15 protein-coding genes and 1 riboswitch are annotated in these 16,815 nt (G+C 72.0%); of the genes, 10 read left to right on the top strand and 5 right to left on the bottom strand.

Going from position 1 to position 16,815, the window contains the following annotated elements; genetic code table 11:
- The first annotated feature begins 300 nt into the window (after positions 1-300).
- From ACZ4FV_RS04180 to ACZ4FV_RS04145, 8 genes are all read left to right on the top strand, one after another.
- Entirely contained in the window at positions 301-834 is a 534-nt protein-coding gene (locus ACZ4FV_RS04180; protein ID WP_395858983.1) for a flagellar hook-length control protein FliK, read from the top strand.
- 219 nt (positions 835-1,053) lie between these two features.
- Positions 1,054-1,275: riboswitch (cobalamin riboswitch) on the top strand.
- A 157-nt stretch (positions 1,276-1,432) separates the two neighbouring features.
- Positions 1,433-3,757, top strand: coding sequence for a 5-methyltetrahydropteroyltriglutamate--homocysteine S-methyltransferase (gene metE / locus ACZ4FV_RS04175; protein WP_465321796.1), 2,325 nt, complete (start codon positions 1,433-1,435; stop codon positions 3,755-3,757).
- 420 nt (positions 3,758-4,177) lie between these two features.
- Complete coding sequence (locus ACZ4FV_RS04170) at positions 4,178-5,674, top strand: prenyltransferase/squalene oxidase repeat-containing protein (protein ID WP_395858980.1); 1,497 nt, start codon at positions 4,178-4,180, stop codon at positions 5,672-5,674.
- On the top strand, positions 5,671-6,699 hold the full coding sequence (locus tag ACZ4FV_RS04165) for a hypothetical protein (RefSeq protein ID WP_402231366.1): 1,029 nt from the start codon (positions 5,671-5,673) through the stop codon (positions 6,697-6,699). Before ACZ4FV_RS04170 ends, ACZ4FV_RS04165 begins: the two co-directional genes overlap by 4 nt.
- Complete coding sequence (locus ACZ4FV_RS04160) at positions 6,696-7,931, top strand: CbiQ family ECF transporter T component (RefSeq protein WP_465321794.1); 1,236 nt, start codon at positions 6,696-6,698, stop codon at positions 7,929-7,931. Before ACZ4FV_RS04165 ends, ACZ4FV_RS04160 begins: the two co-directional genes overlap by 4 nt.
- Entirely contained in the window at positions 7,928-9,649 is a 1,722-nt protein-coding gene (locus ACZ4FV_RS04155) for an ABC transporter ATP-binding protein (RefSeq protein WP_465321793.1), read from the top strand. The genes ACZ4FV_RS04160 and ACZ4FV_RS04155 overlap by 4 nt, the downstream gene beginning before the upstream one ends.
- Positions 9,646-10,632 (top strand): ECF transporter S component, encoded by a 987-nt coding sequence (locus ACZ4FV_RS04150; RefSeq protein WP_395858975.1) that lies wholly within the window; start codon positions 9,646-9,648, stop codon positions 10,630-10,632. Before ACZ4FV_RS04155 ends, ACZ4FV_RS04150 begins: the two co-directional genes overlap by 4 nt.
- Before the next feature lie 240 nt (positions 10,633-10,872).
- Positions 10,873-11,511 carry a hypothetical protein gene (locus tag ACZ4FV_RS04145; RefSeq protein ID WP_395858974.1) on the top strand — a complete coding sequence of 213 codons (639 nt, stop codon included), beginning with the start codon at positions 10,873-10,875 and terminating at the stop codon, positions 11,509-11,511.
- A 75-nt stretch (positions 11,512-11,586) separates the two neighbouring features.
- Here ACZ4FV_RS04145 and ACZ4FV_RS04140 read toward each other — a convergent pair whose 3' ends face one another.
- The 5 genes from ACZ4FV_RS04140 to ACZ4FV_RS04120 form a co-directional block, all read right to left on the bottom strand.
- Entirely contained in the window at positions 11,587-11,829 is a 243-nt protein-coding gene (locus ACZ4FV_RS04140; RefSeq protein ID WP_402231362.1) for a hypothetical protein, read from the bottom strand.
- A gap of 151 nt (positions 11,830-11,980) precedes the next feature.
- Entirely contained in the window at positions 11,981-12,382 is a 402-nt protein-coding gene (locus ACZ4FV_RS04135; RefSeq protein WP_331771055.1) for a VOC family protein, read from the bottom strand.
- A 58-nt stretch (positions 12,383-12,440) separates the two neighbouring features.
- Positions 12,441-13,223, bottom strand: coding sequence for an aminoglycoside adenylyltransferase family protein (locus ACZ4FV_RS04130; protein ID WP_395858972.1), 783 nt, complete (start codon positions 13,221-13,223; stop codon positions 12,441-12,443).
- Between the two features lie 178 nt (positions 13,224-13,401).
- Positions 13,402-13,821 carry a YybH family protein gene (locus tag ACZ4FV_RS04125; protein WP_395858971.1) on the bottom strand — a complete coding sequence of 140 codons (420 nt, stop codon included), beginning with the start codon at positions 13,819-13,821 and terminating at the stop codon, positions 13,402-13,404.
- 122 nt (positions 13,822-13,943) lie between these two features.
- Entirely contained in the window at positions 13,944-14,702 is a 759-nt protein-coding gene (locus ACZ4FV_RS04120) for a DeoR/GlpR family DNA-binding transcription regulator (RefSeq protein ID WP_395858970.1), read from the bottom strand.
- A gap of 61 nt (positions 14,703-14,763) precedes the next feature.
- Between ACZ4FV_RS04120 and ACZ4FV_RS04115 the strand changes: the two genes are divergently transcribed.
- Positions 14,764-15,396, top strand: coding sequence for an HAD family hydrolase (locus ACZ4FV_RS04115; RefSeq protein WP_402231358.1), 633 nt, complete (start codon positions 14,764-14,766; stop codon positions 15,394-15,396).
- Between the two features lie 74 nt (positions 15,397-15,470).
- Positions 15,471-16,694 carry an MFS transporter gene (locus ACZ4FV_RS04110; RefSeq protein WP_402231356.1) on the top strand — a complete coding sequence of 408 codons (1,224 nt, stop codon included), beginning with the start codon at positions 15,471-15,473 and terminating at the stop codon, positions 16,692-16,694.
- The last annotated feature ends 121 nt before the right edge of the window (positions 16,695-16,815 follow it).

The following is a 16,815-nucleotide window of genomic DNA, read 5'->3' as shown; positions in this document are numbered from 1 at the left end:
CTGTCCGGGTCGGCGACACAACCGCATAGTTCGCAATCCAGGGGAAGCCGGTCGAAATCCGGCGCTGACCCGCAACCGTAGGCGGTGGCCGACAGGCCGCCGCGAGTCGGAATGCCTGGATTCGTACGAGTTTAAGGCTCCAGCTGTCGTGGACTGCACGCTGAAGCCCGGATTTCACGTCCGGCGGTGTCTCGTCGGCGCGATGCCGGGGTCGGCGGTCCTGTGAGGAACATCGCTCGGCCCGGGCGGCATCGGTTCCGCCGCTCGTGCCGACGCCCGTCGCACGAAGGGAATCCGCACGTGAAATCTCGTGGGAACAAGGCTCGAATAGGCCGGCTGGTCGGGGCACTCGCCCTTCTCCTGCTGCCCGCCACCGCCCAGATCACCGTGAGCGCACCCGCCGCCTACGCCATCGACCCCACCAAGGGCTCCGCCGGCGTCTGCCCGGACGCCAACGGGGTGACCGTGATCGTCGACTTCCAGGAACTCGGCGGCGCCACGCTCACCCGCTGCGCGCCCGGCGACCAAGCCACCGGTCTGGCCGCGCTCAAGAACGCCGGCTTCCAGATCCAGGGCACGAACCGGTGGGGCGAGGCGTTCATCTGCCGGATCGAGGGCAAGCCCGGCACGGACACCGAGCCCTGCGTCAACACCCCTCCGGCGTCGGCGTATTGGTCGTACTGGCACGCGCCGAACAACGGCACCTGGACCTACAGCTCGTGGGGCGCGACCAACCGAAAGCCCCCGCTGGGCAGCTTCGAGGGCTGGTCCTTCTCCAAGGACAAGACGTCCACCACCAATCCGCCCCCGCGCGTGGCCCCCACGCGCCCGTAGGGCCGACCCGGCGTCGGATCCGAAGCGAGGTCGTCCTCGGCTCCGCGACCGCGTTCGTTCCGCCGGTCATCGCCGACGCGCGTGATTCGGTCGGAACGAACGCCGGGAACGGACCGCGCACGCCTGCCCGATCGGCGCCGGCGGCGGCATCCGCCTCGCGCGTACGTCGTTTCACCGTCCACCGGGTGGACTCGCCTGCCGGACGCGCCCATCGCCGGCTAAGCTGACGGACGCAGTCGGTTCGCCCTGCCCGCCAGGCAGGCGCGTCGTAAGAGGGAACCCGGTGTGAATCCGGGACTGCCCCGCAGCGGTGAGTGGGAACGACCGCCGTCAACAGCACTGGGCCCCAGGACGGGCCCGGGAAGCGACGGCCAGTAGGAGTCCGCCCTTTCGGTGGACGCGCCCACGAGTCCGAAGACCTGCCACTGCCCGTGTGCCGACGAGGCACACGGTGATCTCGGTGACCTCGTGGGCGGGTCGGCGGACAACCCCGGTGGCACACGTGCGCGACAGCGCCGAAACGCCCCGGCGGCTTGCCATCCCTTCGCGCCCTCGATCCGTCCCGGGATTCCGGAGACAACTCGCGAAGGAGAGTTCCGTGACCACCAAGTCCGCAGCCGCGGCAACCCGCGCCACCGTGTACGGCTACCCCCGACAGGGCCCGCGCCGGGAGTTGAAGAAGGCCATCGAGGGCTACTGGGCCGGTCGGGTCACCGCCGACGGGCTTCGCGAGACCGCGGCCGAACTGCGCCGCGCCAACCGCGATCGGCTCGCCGATGCCGGTGTACACGAGGTGCCCACCGGCGACTTCTCGCTCTACGACCACGTCCTGGACACCACCGTGATGGTCGGCGCGATCCCGCCCCGCCACCGTGCGGCCGTCGAAGCCGACGCCCTGGACGGCTACTTCGCGATGGCGCGCGGCACCCAGGAGGTGGCGCCGCTGGAGATGACCAAGTGGTTCGACACGAACTACCACTACCTGGTCCCCGAACTCGGCCCCGACACCGTGTTCTCCGCGAACTCCGCCAAGCAGGTCGCCGAGTTCGAGGAGGCCATCGCACAGGGCCTGACCGCCCGCCCCGTACTGGTCGGCCCGATCACCTACCTCCTGCTCGCCAAGCCCGCGCCCGGCGTCGCGGCCGACTTCCAGCCGCTGACCCTGTTGGATCGACTGCTGCCGGTGTACGCCGAGGTGCTCGCCGACCTGCGCGCGGCCGGCGCCGAGTGGGTGCAACTGGACGAACCCGCGCTGGTCCAGGACCGCAGCTTCGCCGAACTCAACGCCATCGCACGCGCCTACCGCGACCTCGGCGCGCTCACTGACCGGCCCAGGCTGCTGGTCGCCTCGTACTTCGACCGCCTCGGCGAGGCGTTGCCGATCCTGGCCAAGGCGCCGATCGAGGGGCTCGCCCTCGACTTCACCGGAGCCGCGTTCGCCAACCTGGACGCCCTGGCCGCCGTCGGCGGACTGCCCGGCAAGCGCCTGGTCGCCGGCGTCGTCGACGGGCGCAACGTGTGGATCAACGACCTCGGCAGGTCGCTGGCCACCCTGGGTACCCTGCTGGGCCTGGCCGAGCGCGTCGACGTGTCCGCGTCCTGCTCCCTGTTGCACGTGCCCCTGGACGCCGGCGACGAGCGCGACATCGACCCGCAGATCTCCCGATGGCTCGCCTTCGCCCGGCAAAAGACCGAGGAGATCGTCACGTTGGCCCGCGGCCTGGGCCAGGGCACGGACACCATCGCGACCCATCTCGCCGCCAATCGGGCCGACCTGGCCGCGCGCAAGACCTCCGCCCTGACCCGCGACCCCGCCGTACGTGCCCGCGCCGCCGCGGTCACCGACGCGGACGGCCGGCGCAGCCTGCCCTACGCCGAGCGCGCCGCGGCCCAACGCGCCCACCTGGGACTCCCGTTGCTGCCGACGACCACGATCGGCTCCTTCCCGCAGACCGGCGAGCTGCGCACCGCCCGCGCCGACCTGCGCGCCGGACGCATCGACGAGGCAGGCTACGAGGAACGCATCGAGTCCGAGATCCGCGACGTGATCTCCTTCCAGGAGAAGGCCGGAATCGACGTCCTGGTGCACGGCGAGGCCGAACGCAACGACATGGTGCAGTACTTCGCCGAACAACTCACCGGATACGTGGCCACCCGGCACGGCTGGGTCCAGTCGTACGGCACCCGGTACGTGCGCCCGCCGATCCTGGCCGGCGACATCTCCCGTCCCGAGCCGATGACCGTGCGCTGGAGCTCGTTCGCCCAGTCGTTGTCCGACCGCCCCGTCAAGGGCATGCTCACCGGCCCCGTCACCATGCTCGCGTGGTCCTTCGTGCGCGACGACCAGCCGCTCGGAACCACCGCCCGGCAGGTCGCCCTGGCGCTGCGCGACGAGGTCCGCGACCTGGAGGCCGCGGGGGGCTCGGTCATCCAGGTGGACGAACCAGCGCTGCGCGAGACACTGCCGCTGCGCGCCGCGGACCGCGCCGAATACCTGGCCTGGGCCACCGAGTCGTTCCGCCTGACCACCTCCGGCGTGCGCGCGGCCACCCAGATCCACACGCACATGTGCTACGCCGAGTTCGGCGACATCGTGCAGGCGATCGACGACCTCGACGCCGACGTGATCAGCCTGGAGGCCGCCCGTTCGCACATGCAGGTCGCCCGGGAGCTCGCCGCCCACGGCTATCCGCGCGAGGCCGGTCCCGGTGTGTACGACATCCACTCCCCGCGCGTCCCGAGTGCGGAGGAGGTGACCGCTCTGCTGCACGAGGGGTTGACCGCGATCCCCGCCGGGCGGCTGTGGGTCAACCCCGACTGCGGCCTCAAGACCCGCGGCTGGCCCGAGGTTCGCGCCTCGTTGGAGAACCTGGTGGCGGCGGCGCGCGGGGTACGGGCGACGCTCCCCGACGCCGCGTCCTGAGTCGAGACCACCGGGGCGGGGAAGGCACGCCCCGCCCCGGCGGTCCGGGTCGTCGCGGCGGCCATGCGTGCCCGAACGGCGTGCGATTGTCCACCGCGGGCTCACGGTTGGTGACGCACGGCACCGTTGATCGCATGCTCGTGCTGTTGTCCGACAGCCGGAATGCTCCGTATGCTCCACACGCCGACGTGTGTCGGCACCCTCAACTTCATAGTTCGAAACCCAGGGGAAGCCGGTCGAAGTCCGGCACTGACCCGCAACCGTAGGCGGCGGCCGAAAGGCCGCCGCGAGTCGGAATGCCTGGGTGCGTACGAATTGAAGGCTCCAGCTGTCGTGGACTACACGCTGAGGCCCGGACGCCCGACCGATGCCCGCATTGGTCGGCTCCCGGGACGCGTTGGTCTCGGAAGGGTCCCATCGATGTCCTGGCTCACCGTGAGGAACACCGGCGCCGTCGCGGTCTGCGGCGCGGTCCTGGTCGCGGCCTCTCCCGTCTTCTCCGCGTCGGCAGACGCCGCGAACCCGCACGCCGACAACGCCGTCGCGGCGGCGAAATGGCAGGCCGGGGAACTGGTCGACGGCGGCATACCGGGGTTCGCCGGCTCCGACTGGGGCCTGACCATCGACACGATGATGGCGTTGTCGGCCACCCGCTCACAGCCCGCCGCGGTCAAGGCCGCCGCGGACGCGGTGGCCGCCAACATCCGCAAGTACAACAGCGCCGAGGAGTGGGGCATGCCCGGCTCGCGGATTGCGGGTGCCACCGCGAAGGTGCTCTTCGCCGCCGTGATCGCCGACCGCGATCCGACCAGGTTCGGCGGCCTGGACATGCGCGCCGAGACGCTGGACCTGATCGCCGGGGCGGACGCCGGCGACGACGCGGGTCGGATCCGGGACAAGCTCACCGGCAGTCCCGACTCGAGCAACGCGTTCGGGCAGTCGCTGGCCGTGCTGGGTCTGGCCCGCAGCGGCGGGGTGCCGCAGAGCGCGGTGGACTTCCTGATCAAGCAGCAGTGCCCCAGCGGCGGATTCCGGCTGTATCCGGGTCAGTTGGGCAGCACCGGCTCGACCTGCCAGGACACCCCGACCACCGTGCTGGACCCGGACTCGACCGGCATGGCCGTGCAGGCGCTGCTCTCGGCGGCGACCGAGAGCAAGTCGGTCGGCGCCGCGGCCGCAGCGAAGAAGGGCGTGGACTGGCTGAAGTCCGAGCAGCGCGAGGACGGTTCGTTCGGCGGCTCCGGACCCACCGCGGCATCGAACACCAACAGCACCGGCCTGGCCGGCCAGGCCCTGCACGCGGCCGGCTACCGGGCCGAGGCGGACAAGGCCGCCGCGTGGGTGGTCAAGCACCAGATCACCAAGGACAACGCGGGCGCCGCCGACAAGGAGATCGGCACGATCGCCTACAACGCGGAGGCCCTCACCTCGGCCCAGGCCGAGGGTATTCCGGACTTCCAGCGCGACCAATGGCGCCGCGCGACCCCGCAGGCCCTGCTCGTGCTGGCCGATGTCCCGCTGGGTGACCTCGGCAAGGCCCCCACCGAGCCGACCGGCACCGCCTCGACCTCGCCGAAGCCGACCGACTCCGGCACCCCCAAGCCCACCGGCTCGGCCACTCACACCGGGTCCCAAACGCCGTCCGCGTCGACGTCCGGCACACCCACCACCTCGCTCACCCAGACCGCGAGCGCGTCGATCACCGCGTCCGCGACGACCACCACCGCCGGCACCGGCGGCTCGGTGTCGGGCGGCACGAGCAGCTCGGGCGGTGGGGGCACCACGAAGGGCGGCGGCGGAAGCCTCGCCAAAACCGGCGCCCAGGTCGGCGGACTGCTCATGCTCTCCCTCGGACTGGTCGGCACCGGCCTCGCCGTGCGTGCCGGCGCGCGGCGCACGAACGGAAAGCGCACATGAGGCGCCGTGGGAGTGGCGGCCGAACAGCCCGCGTGGTCACCGCGCTGGCCCTGCTCGCGCTGCCCGCCACCGCCCAGGTCACCGTGGCCGCGCCGACCGCGCACGCGGTCGACACCTCCAAGGGCACCCCCGGCTACTGCCCGGACGCCAACGGTGTGACGGTGGTGATCGACTTCCAGGAACTGGGCGGCACGACCATCGTGCGCTGCGCACGAGGTGACCAGGCCACCGGTCACGCCGCGCTGAAGAACGCGGGTATCGAGATCGCCGGTGTGGCCCGCTGGGGCGAGGCGTTCATCTGCCGGGTCGAGGGCAGGCCCGGCGCGAACTCCGAGGCGTGCATCGACACGCCGCCGGCCTCCGCGTACTGGTCGTACTGGCACTCGTCCAACGGCGGTTCGTGGACGTACAGCCAGTGGGGTGTGATGAACCGCAAGCCACCGCTCGGCAGCTTCGAGGGCTGGTCGTTCTCCAAGAACAAGACCGAGACCACCAACCCGCCACCCCGGGTGGCACCGAAGCGCCCGGCGGCACCCGCGACGCAGGACCCGCCACCCCGGACCGACAACCCGCAACCGCCGCAGGGCAACGGCGCCAACCGCACGACGTCGACCGCCCCGGGCGGCAACTCCAGTGCCGGCGGGACCGGTTCGACGTCCGCCGGGACCACGTCCAACGGTTCGACCACGACCGGTACCGGCGCCGGCACCTCGGGGAGCGATCCGCTCGCCCCGGGGCCCGGCGTGTCCGGCAACCCGATGGAATCCGAGCCGCCGCCCGCCGCGCCCACGAGCGAGGAGCCGACCGCGGCGGCGAGTGAGCCCGGTTCCGCCGCACCGTCCGCGCAGCCCTCGGGCGTCACGCCACAAGGTCAGACGTGGACCGGTGGCGAGGAGTTGGCGACGAAGAAGCAGGACGGAATCCCGACCATGACCATCGTCGGCATCGCCCTGTTCGTGGCCATCTGCGCGGCGGCCGGGTTCACCGCCTGGCGCCGGCGAACACGCGCGGACGGATCGGGATGACCGTGCCCCACCCGAAACAAACGCCGATCGCCGCCGCGTTCCGGCGCGGCGGCGGGCGTTTGCCGCGCACCGTGCATCCCGGCGCGTGGTGGTTGTGGGCCCTGGGCCTGGCCACTGCCGCCAGTCGCACCACCAATCCGCTGCTGCTGGCGCTGATCCTGGCCGTGGCCGGATTCGTCGTCGCCAACCGACGCGGCGACGCGCCGTGGGCCCTGGCCTTTCGCATGTACCTGTTCCTGGGCCTGTTCATCATCGTGATGCGCGTGTTGTTCCGGATCATCTTCGGTGCGGGGGCGGCGAGCGGCCATGTGCTCGTCGACCTCCCGGAGATCCCGTTGCCCGCGTGGGCGGCGGGCATCCACCTGTTCGGCCCGGTGGGCTTGGAGCACGTGCTGGGCGGGCTCTACGACGGGCTGCGGCTGGCCACGATGATCGTGTGCCTGGGCGCGGCGAACGCACTCGCGAGCCCGAAACGCACTCTCAAGGCGGTGCCCGCGGCGCTGTACGAGGTGGGCGCGGCCGTGGTGGTCGCGCTGTCGGTGGCACCGCAACTCATCGAGAGCGTGCATCGGGTACGCCGGGCCCGCCGGCTGCGCGGCGGCGCGCAGAAGGGCATGCGGGCGCTGCGCTCGATCGCGATTCCGGTGCTCCAGGACGCGCTGGACCGATCGCTTGCGCTGGCCGCCGCGATGGACTCGCGCGGGTACGGCCGCAACCGGCACCTGCCTCGGGCCATCCGACTGCTCACCGGCGTACTGACCCTGGTGGGCCTGCTCGGCGTCTGCGTGGGGGTGTACGCGCTGCTCGACGGCAGCGCCCCGCGCTATCTGGGTGCGACCATGCTGCCCGGCGGGATCGTGGTCGCCGGCATGGGCTTCGTGCTCACCGGCCGGCGGATCAACCGCAGCGTCTACCTGCCGGATCGCTGGCGGTTCGCCGAATTCGCGGTCGCCGCGTGCGGGTTGGGCACCGGTGCGCTGCTCTACCTGACCAGCCGGATCGACGCCGGGAACCTCTATCCGTCGCTGAGCCCGCTCGCGTGGCCCGAATTGGCGCCGCTGCCGGCGCTCGCGCTGGTCGTGGGCGCGCTGCCCGCGTGGCTGGCACCGCCGCCCCCGCTCACCGTGCCCCGGCTCGGCGACACCGTGCCCCGGCCGGATACGACGGCCGGCACACCGACCCCGGGCCCGGCCGATGCCGGCACCACCATCAGGGAGAAGTCCGTCCGGTGATCGAATTCCGCGACGTCACCATCACCTACGCCGACGCGCCGGAACCTGCGCTGCGCGACGTCGAACTGAGCATTCCCGAAGGGGAGTTGTGCCTGGTCGTCGGTCGCACCGGCGCCGGCAAGTCCACCCTCCTGGGCGCGATCAACGGTCTGGTCCCACACTTCACCGGCGGCACCCTGCGCGGCAGCGTGCTCGTCGACGGAATCGACACCCGCTCCCGGCCACCGCGCGAGTTCGCGCACCTGGTCGGCGTGGTCGGTCAGGACCCCCTCGCGGGCTTCGTCACCGACACGGTCGAGGAGGAACTCGCTTACGGAATGGAGCAGTTGGCCATCCCCTCGCCGGTCATGCGCAAGCGCGTCGAGGAGACCCTGGACCTGCTGGGCATCGCCGAACTGCGCCATCGCCCGCTGCGCACCCTCTCCGGTGGCCAACAGCAACGCGTCGCGATCGGCTCGGTGCTCACCGCGCACCCGCGCGTACTGGTCCTGGACGAGCCCACCTCCGCGCTGGACCCGACCGCCGCCGAGGACGTACTTGCCGCGATCACCCGGCTGGTCCACGACCTGGGCATCACCGCGATCGTCGCCGAGCACCGCATGGAACGTGTGGTGCAGTACGCCGACCGACTCGTGCACCTGCCCGGCGACCGCACCGTCCGCGACGGCCCGCCCGCCGAGATCCTTCAGACCTGCGACATCGCCCCACCGGTGGTCGAACTCGGTCGGCTCGCCGGTTGGTCACCCCTGCCGTTGTCGGTGCGCGACGCCCGCCGCCTGGCCGCGCCGCTGCGCGCACGCCTGGTCGGCCGGACGCCGCCGCAGCCGGGTTCGCCCGCCGGCCCGTCGGCGTCGTTGCTGACGGCGCGTCGGATCATCGTGCGCTACGGCGACGTGATCGCGGTTCGCGGCCTGGACCTGGATCTGCCTCCCGGGCAGGTGACCGCGTTGATGGGCCGCAACGGCTCCGGCAAGTCCTCGCTGCTGTGGGCCCTTCAGGGCTCCGGACCCCGCCAGGGTGGCACGGTGGACGTCGCGGGTGAGGATCCGGGCAAAGCCGCCCCGCAGCGCGCCCGCGCACTGGTCGGCCTGGTCCCGCAAACCCCCGGCGATCTGCTCTACCTGGAGACCGTCGACGCGGAATGCGCCGAGGCCGACCGGGAATCCGATGCCGAGGCCGGCGCGTGCCGGGCGTTGTTGGACCGCATCGCGCCCGACATCGACGGGGCCCTGCACCCGCGCGACGTCTCCGAGGGGCAGCGCCTCGCGCTCGTCCTGGCCATCCAACTCGTCGCCGCACCAAGGGTCGTGCTGCTGGACGAGCCCACCCGAGGGCTCGACTACCACGCGAAGCGGCGGTTCGTCCGCGTCGTGCGCGAACTCGCGGACGCCGGACGGGCGATCGTACTCGCCACACACGACGTCGAATTCGTCGCCCAGGTCGCCGACCGTGTGGTGGTGATGGCCGAGGGCGACATCGTCGCGGACGGCCCGACCGCCGAGGTCGTGGTGTCCTCGCCGGCGTTCGCGCCACAGGTGGCCAAGATCCTCGCGCCCGCGGAGTGGCTGACCGTCGCCACGGTCGGCGACGCCCTTGCCGAAGCCGAAGCCGAAGCCGAAGCCGACGCGGCCGACCGTTCGCGGCTCGTCCCGCCGGAGTCCGTGCCCGCGCCACGCGACGTTCGCGGCCGTGCCCAAGACCGGGAGACGACCGGATGACGATCGCACCGACCCCGACCAAGCGCGGCAACGCCATCCGGATCACCCCGCGCACCGCGATCGTGCTCACCATCGCCTCGATCGCGGGCCTGGCGATGTTCCTGTGGCCGTTGTTCGCCTCGCCCTCGCCGGAATCGGCCGCGCACTCGGGCGACGCGCCGCTGATCTTCGCGGTCACCCTGCCGTTCGTGGTCGCGGTGGTGCTGGCCGAGATGACCAGCGGCGGTCTCGACTCCAAGGCGCTGGCCATGCTCGGCGTGCTGTCCGCGATCAACGCGGCCCTGCGTCCGCTGGGGGCCGGCACCGCGGGCATCGAGACGGTGTTCTTCATGCTCGTGCTGGCCGGGCGGGTGTTCGGGCCGGGTTTCGGCTTCGTGCTCGGGTGTACGTCCTTGTTCGCCTCGGCCCTGTTGACCGCCGGGGTCGGGCCCTGGTTGCCCTTTCAGATGCTCGCCTCGGCATGGGTGGGCCTCGGCGCGGGGCTGCTGCCGCAACGCGTCCGCGGCAGGCGCGAGATCGTGATGTTGGCCGGCTACGGGGTGTTCTCCGCGTATGCCTTCGGCTTCCTGATGAACATGTGGTTCTGGCCGTTCCTGGCCGATTCGGAGAGCATGGTGGGCCCCGCGTTCGTACCCGGCGACGGCATCCTGGACAACCTGCACAGATTCTTCGTGTTCACCATGCTCACGTCCACCTTCGGCTGGGACACCGGGCGCGCGATCACCAACTGCGTGGCGATCGTGCTGGTGGGTCCGGCAGTGCTGGCCGCGCTGCGCCGCGCGTCCCGCAAAGCGGCGTTCGAGGCGCCGATCGTCTTCGAACCCGCCCGGGCGGACAGCGACCGCCCGAGGGCGGGCACCGCGGAAGTTGCGGGCACGGCGGGCACGGCGGGCACTACGGCCGGCACGGCCGCCGCGGAGGGAAAGGCACCGCCGAAGGGAGACGGCACCGCCCACAGTCGCACTCGTGACCGAAACCGTTGATCCGTCCTCGTTCATCGCGCCGGCAGGCCCGACCGCACCCCCGCGACCTCGGGCGTACCCGACGCCTTGTCATCGGACCCGGGACGCCCTGCCCGGGCGACCGGCGGCGTACCCGCGAGGGGGGACCGATCAGCCCTGGCGCGTAGCCCGGTTCCGACCGTCGAGCGATCCGCGCCCACGCCGACCTCTGGGAGGTTCGTAGCGCAGGGACCGATCGGTCCGTCAACGGGAGGAACACCGATGCACCAGGCGCAATCGCAGGTCGCGCACTCGGATTCGAAGGCCGCACGAACGTCCGCCGGTCGGCTGCGGCGCGCCTGGCGGGCCGCCCACGAGCCCGTCCCGGGGGTGCCGACGTGGGCGCGTCGGGCCGCGTACGCCGTGCCCCTGGTCGTCCTGCCGTCGAGCATCTGGCGCCTCGGGGTGATCTTCGGTGACGACAAGCGCGGGGGGATGTTGCCGGACTGGGCCATGGACGGCTACGTCGTGCTGCTGTCCGTCCTGTCCGAACTCCTCGCGTTCACGGCGATCGGCCTGATCGCCCGCTGGGGCGAGGTGTTCCCACGCTGGGTTCCGGTCCTGCGCGGACGCCGGGTGCCGACGGCCGCGGCCGCGGTGCCCGCAGCGATCGGGGCGACCGTCCTCACCCTGATGTGGACGGCGATCGGAGTCGTCACGGAGGTGACGCGGACCAAGCTGAACGGCGATCCGCTTCCGGACGACTTCCCGTCGCGGGCCGGCGGTTGGGAATCCGCCTACTACTACATGTCCTACGCGCCACTCGTGCTGTGGGGCCCGCTACTCGCCGCGGTGACCATCGCGTACCTGTGCCGCCGCCGATCCGCCGCCCCCGGCCGCCTGGCCGCCACGGCCGGCTGACGGCCGCACCCCGTCCCCGCCGGGGGCCCAACCGCCGAGATACCGCCCCTCGTCGAGAGGCGGTACCTGGCCGGGTCAGGCCCAGTACTCCACATACAGCGAGAACCCGACCGCGCCGTTGCCGGTGCAGTGGTAGGTGCTTGCGCCGGCATAGTGCACGTACATCGCGCCCGTGTTCTGGCACTCGGACAGATACCGGTACGTGGCGATGTAACTGCCGCCCGCGGCCTGCGCCGAACCGGCCGCCGCCGTAACCATTCCCACCGACGCCGTCGCGGCGAGCGCCAGACCCGCCACGCGACGTGTCAACTTCGACATGCTTCCCCCGTTCGTCGATCATGTACGAACGCTCATGCTTCAGGTCGACCGAAGTGCCGTCAAGATCCTTTCGGAACAACTTCCGGGTATGTGGGGGGAGTTGCCGGCCGGCACGGGGCCGGGGGCGATCGCGTGCGGCGACCGTCCGGCACTATGCGAGGTACAGCTCCAGTTGGATGCTGTCGGGGTCCCGGAACGCGATCAGGGTGAACCCGGTCCTCGGGGTGACCCGGACCCCGGAGTGGATGACACCGGCTTCGGTCAACCGGGCCTCCCACGCGTCCAGTTCCGCCCGGGAGTCCACCGTCAGGGCCAGGTGGTCGAGTCCGGTCACGTGCTCCTCGAACTCGGCGCCCGCCTCCGGGTGCCGGTGCCGGGTCAAGGCGACGACGACGCCGCTCGGGTGACGCATGATCCGCCGCTCGAAGTCGTCGGTGTCCCACGGGATCAGCGGTGCGAAGTCCAGGACCTCGGAATACCACCGGACCGACGCGTCCAGGTCGCGTACGTTCAGTGCGACATGGTGGACGCCGGAGAAGCTCGCCTTCGACACGTGTTCCGCCCTTCGTGGCCGCCGTGCCCCCCACCCGTTCGAGCGGGATGGCCCGAGCCTACTGCGCGCCGGTGTACCCCGGTTCGCCCGCCGAGCGCTCGATCGCGGCAGCCATGTACTCGGTCAGCGCCCGCACCCGAGGCAGCAGGTCCTGCCAATCCTCGCGCTCGGCGCCGAGATAGCCGGCCCGTGCCCGGGCGAGCACGGGTCGGTACTCGGCCGGGAGGCGTGCGAGCACCCAGTCGGCGGCGACGTCCTTCGAGGTGATCACCCCGGTCGCGAGCGTCGCTCGGATCCGGGCCAGGGTCAGCAGTACGTTGCGGGTGTCGGTCGCCCACTCCCGAAGCAACTCCGGTACACCCGCCACGATCGCCCGATTCAGGTCGGCGCGCGGGACCGGGTCGAGCACCTCGTCCGGTGGCGGCCCGAGCAGCGGCGCCCGGCCCAGCAGCGCCATCGTGATCAGCGGCGCGAGATCCGGGCTCGGTGTCGGCGCCGGTGTCTCGCCACGCTCGTACTCCTCGCGCAGCCACTCGCCGTACTGGAATTCGCAGCGCGGCGGGTAGCGCCACGGCCTGACCTCGGATTGCACGACGACGGTCAACTCCACCGGCCGCGCGGGCCCGGATCGGGCGCGCTCGCCGGAGATCTCCAAGGTCGCCTCGACCAGTGCCCGACGCTGTGTCGTCGTGGTGCCGTGTCGCACGACGACCAGCACGTCCACATCACTGTGCGGGCGCAGGCCGCCGAGCACGGCGGAACCGTGCAGGTACATGCCGATGACGTCGTTCGTGTCGAGTGTGTCGCGAACGACGCGAACGACGTCATCGGTCGGTGCCACCCGTGTGCTCTCCGTCCCCTTCGGAAGCGGGCCGCCGGCAGGCGGCCGGGCCCCTTCGCCTGCATCGCATGGTAGGAAGTCGGCCTCCCGGGCACCAACCGGTTTCGGCCGACGTGGCCGAGGCGCGGGTGGGCCCCGCCGAGTCGCGCACGAGTCGGCAGGGCCCGCGCCGTCGGGATCAGCCCAGGATCGGGGTGGTCTGGGCCGAGGCGATCCGCCAGTCGTCGTCCTCCTTGACCAGCACGTAGGTGAGTTGGCCGGAGGTCGCGGGCAGGGCGGGCGTGGCCGAATCCTCCGCGCCGACGTTCGGCCGTCCGTCGAAGACCTGCTTGAGGCAGGCCACGATCGCCACGTCCGCGCGGACGAAGTGCACGTCCTGGATCTCGGCGGTGGTGGTCACATCCGCCAGGGGCGAGGCCAACGCCTGCCGCATCGCCGCGGTCAGCGCGTCCCGGCCGGACACGCGGCGCCCGCCGAAATTGACGATGTTCACCTCGGCGGTGTGCAGCGCCATGAGCCCCTCGATGTCGTTCTGAAGCTGCACTGCGTCCGCGACGAGACGACGGATGGCGACGAGGTCGGACGATTCGGTGCTCATGTGAACTCTCCCAAGTGGCTGGTGTCGCAAGGGCGGCGTGCCCTTCGGGAAGGAGTATGGAACTTCAAGCAAACTTGAAGTCAACCACCCTGGTCGGAGCCCCGGAACGGCCCCTGGGACCGTCACACCACCCGTACGTCCACGCCCAGCTCGCGCAGCCCCGACACCGCGTCGGCCGGCGCGCTCGCGTCGGTGATCACGATGTCGAGGTCGGTGGCCGGGCACACGTGACCCAGGCCGGTGCGACCGAACTTGCTTCCGGCGCAGACCGCGACGACGCGCTGCGCCGAGGCGATGGCGGCCTGCTTGACCGGCACCTCGGTGAGGTCGTTGGCGGTCAGCCCGTGAGTGACGGACAGCCCGCAGACGCCCAGCACGGCGGTGTCCACCCGCAGTGTGCGCAGCGAGGTCTCGGTGAGGTGGCCGCCGAGCGTCAGGGCGCCCGGCGTGGTCTGGCCGCCCGGGACCAGCAGGCGCACGTCGGGCGCGTTCCCGAGCAGGTGGGCAGAGTGCAGGTCGAGCGGGACCACGGTGACCCGGCGTCGGGCCAGCACGCGCGCGATGGCCAGGCTCGTGGTGCCGCCGTCCAGGATCAGCGATTCGCCGTCGGTGACCAGGGAATCGAACTCGGCGGCGATCCGACGTTTGCTCTCCGGCGCCTCGTGCTCGCGCACACCGAAGGGCAGCACCTCGCCGCGCAGCACGAGGCTGACCGCGCCGCCCCGGACCCGCCGCAGGACCCCCTGTTCGGCGAGCTGGTCGAGGTCGCGCCGGATGGTCATCTCCGAGCAACCGGTCTCCTCGGCCAGCTCGGCCACGGTGACACGTTCCGTCGTACGCATTCTCTCGATGAGCGAAAGTTGCCGCTCCGCACCTTCCATGTGTTCAATCAAACGTGTTGTATGTTCGAAAGTCAATCGACGACTCGATCGAGGAGCTCTCATGCGCACGGAGTGGATCGTCTTCGACTTCGGCGGGGTCATCTGTACGCCGCCGCCGGACCACGCGGGGGAGGCGATGGCCGGAGCGCTCGGGGTCACCCAGGGGCGGTTGTGGCCCGCCTACTGGCCGGACCGGGCGGCCTACGACGCCGGCGTCATCGACGCCGCCGGGTTCTGGCGCGGGGTGTGCGCGGGCCTGGAGCGGCCCGCTCCGGATCCGGAACTGGTGGACCTCCTGGTGGCCGCGGACCTCGACGCGTGGATGCACCTGAATCAGGAAACCCTGGACCTGCTGGCCGAGTTGGGCGAACCTACCAACCGGGGCATCGCCCTGGCGCTGCTCTCCAACGCCCCGGCCGAGATGGCCCGGCGGATCGAAGAGCAGCCCTGGGCGGCGCTGTTCCGGCACCGGGTGTTCAGCGCAGACCTGGGCCTGGCCAAGCCCGACCCGCGCATCTACCGGCACCTGTGCGAGCGGCTGGACGCGCACCCCGGCCAACTTCTCTTCGTCGACGACCGCGCGGAAAACCTGGAAGCGGCCCGGAAGTTGGGAATCGAATCGGTGCTGTTCACCGACACTCCCACGCTCCGTGCCGCGCTCGCCGGAACCCGATTCGCGGGATCGATCCGGTGAACGCCGGGCGCGACGGCGGGCCCGGCGACAGACCCGGACGACAGGAGCCCCCGGGCGCGGCCACGATCGGGCCCGTGCGCGCCGAGGACGCCCCGGCGCCGGGCCCGGCGGCACCCGCGCCGGCCGTCGGTCCACCCGACGACGCCCCGGCGTTCCCACCCGGCGCGGCGATCGCGGCCTGTGTGGCCTTCGTGCTGATCGGCGCGCTCCAGGCGCTGTACGGACCGGCCATCCCGGCGCTGCGCGACGAGTTCGACCTCGGCCCCGCCGGAGCCGGCCTCGCGCTCAGCGCGCACTTCGCCGGCGCGCTGCTGGGCGTACTCGGCGGCGCGGCGTTGCGCCGCCGCCGTCCGGATCGCCAACTCCTCGCCGTGTCCTGCCTGTCGATGGCGGCGGGCGCGGTCGGCTTCGGCCTCGCCGGGAGTTGGCCGCTCGCCCTGGCCGCGGTGTTCGTGCTGGGGCTCGGGTTCGGTGGCATCGACTACGGGCTCAACGTCATGGTCGCGGCCGGATTCGGTCGCCGCGGACCGGCCATGCTCAACATCCTCAACGCGCACTTCGGCCTCGGCGCGATCGCCGGACCGGTCCTGCTCGGCGCACTCGGCGCCGGCCGCTATCCGGCGGTGTTCGTCGGCTGCGGCGTGGTGTGCGTGCTGCTCGTGCCACCGCTGCTCGCGGTGCGCGACACCCCGGTCGGCACCGGGAGCAGCGTCCCGCGCTCCGGACTCGCGCCGGGTACGACGGCGCTGCTCGTCGCGGCCTTCGTCGGTGTGTACATCCTGCACGTCGGGATCGAGACCGGCGTCGGCGGTTGGGAGCCCACCCATCTGGAGGCGCTGGGCCATTCCACCTCGACCGCGGCCGGTGCGACCGCCGGGTTCTGGCTCGCGATGACCGTCGGCCGGTTCCTGGTCGCGCCGATCAGTCTGCGGTTGAGTCCGCAGGCCGTCGTGTTGGCCGGGTGCGCCGCGATGACCGGCTTCCTCTTCCTCGCGGCCGTCCCGGTGTTGGCGCCGTACGCCTATCTGGGTGTCGGACTCGCCATCGCCCCGATCTTCCCGACCGGCCTGGCCTGGCTCGCCGCCCGGGTTCCGGGCTCGGCGAGCGCCGCCGCATGGATGATCGCGGCCTCGATGATCGGCGGCATCGCCTTCCCGCCGCTGCTCGGCGGGGTCTTCGAGGTCACGTCCTCGGCGGGCTCCATTCCGCTGTTGCTGGGAGCCCTGTCGGTGCTGTGCCTGGTGGCCGCGGTGGGCTGCGCCCGGATCGGGCGGCCGGTCGGCGCCGGTCGCGGCTGAGCGCCGAGCGGGGTCGCCGAGCGGGCGCGGCGCGAAGCCACCGAGGGGGGCCGCCGAGGGAGGGGTTACCGGGCGGGGTTGCCCGGCGTACGCGGGCCCGCCGGGTCCGGCACATCCGCCG

Source organism: Embleya sp. NPDC025285, assembly GCF_055558835.1.
Note: the sequence above shows the minus strand (reverse complement) of the source record. Positions and strands in the feature narration are given on the sequence as shown.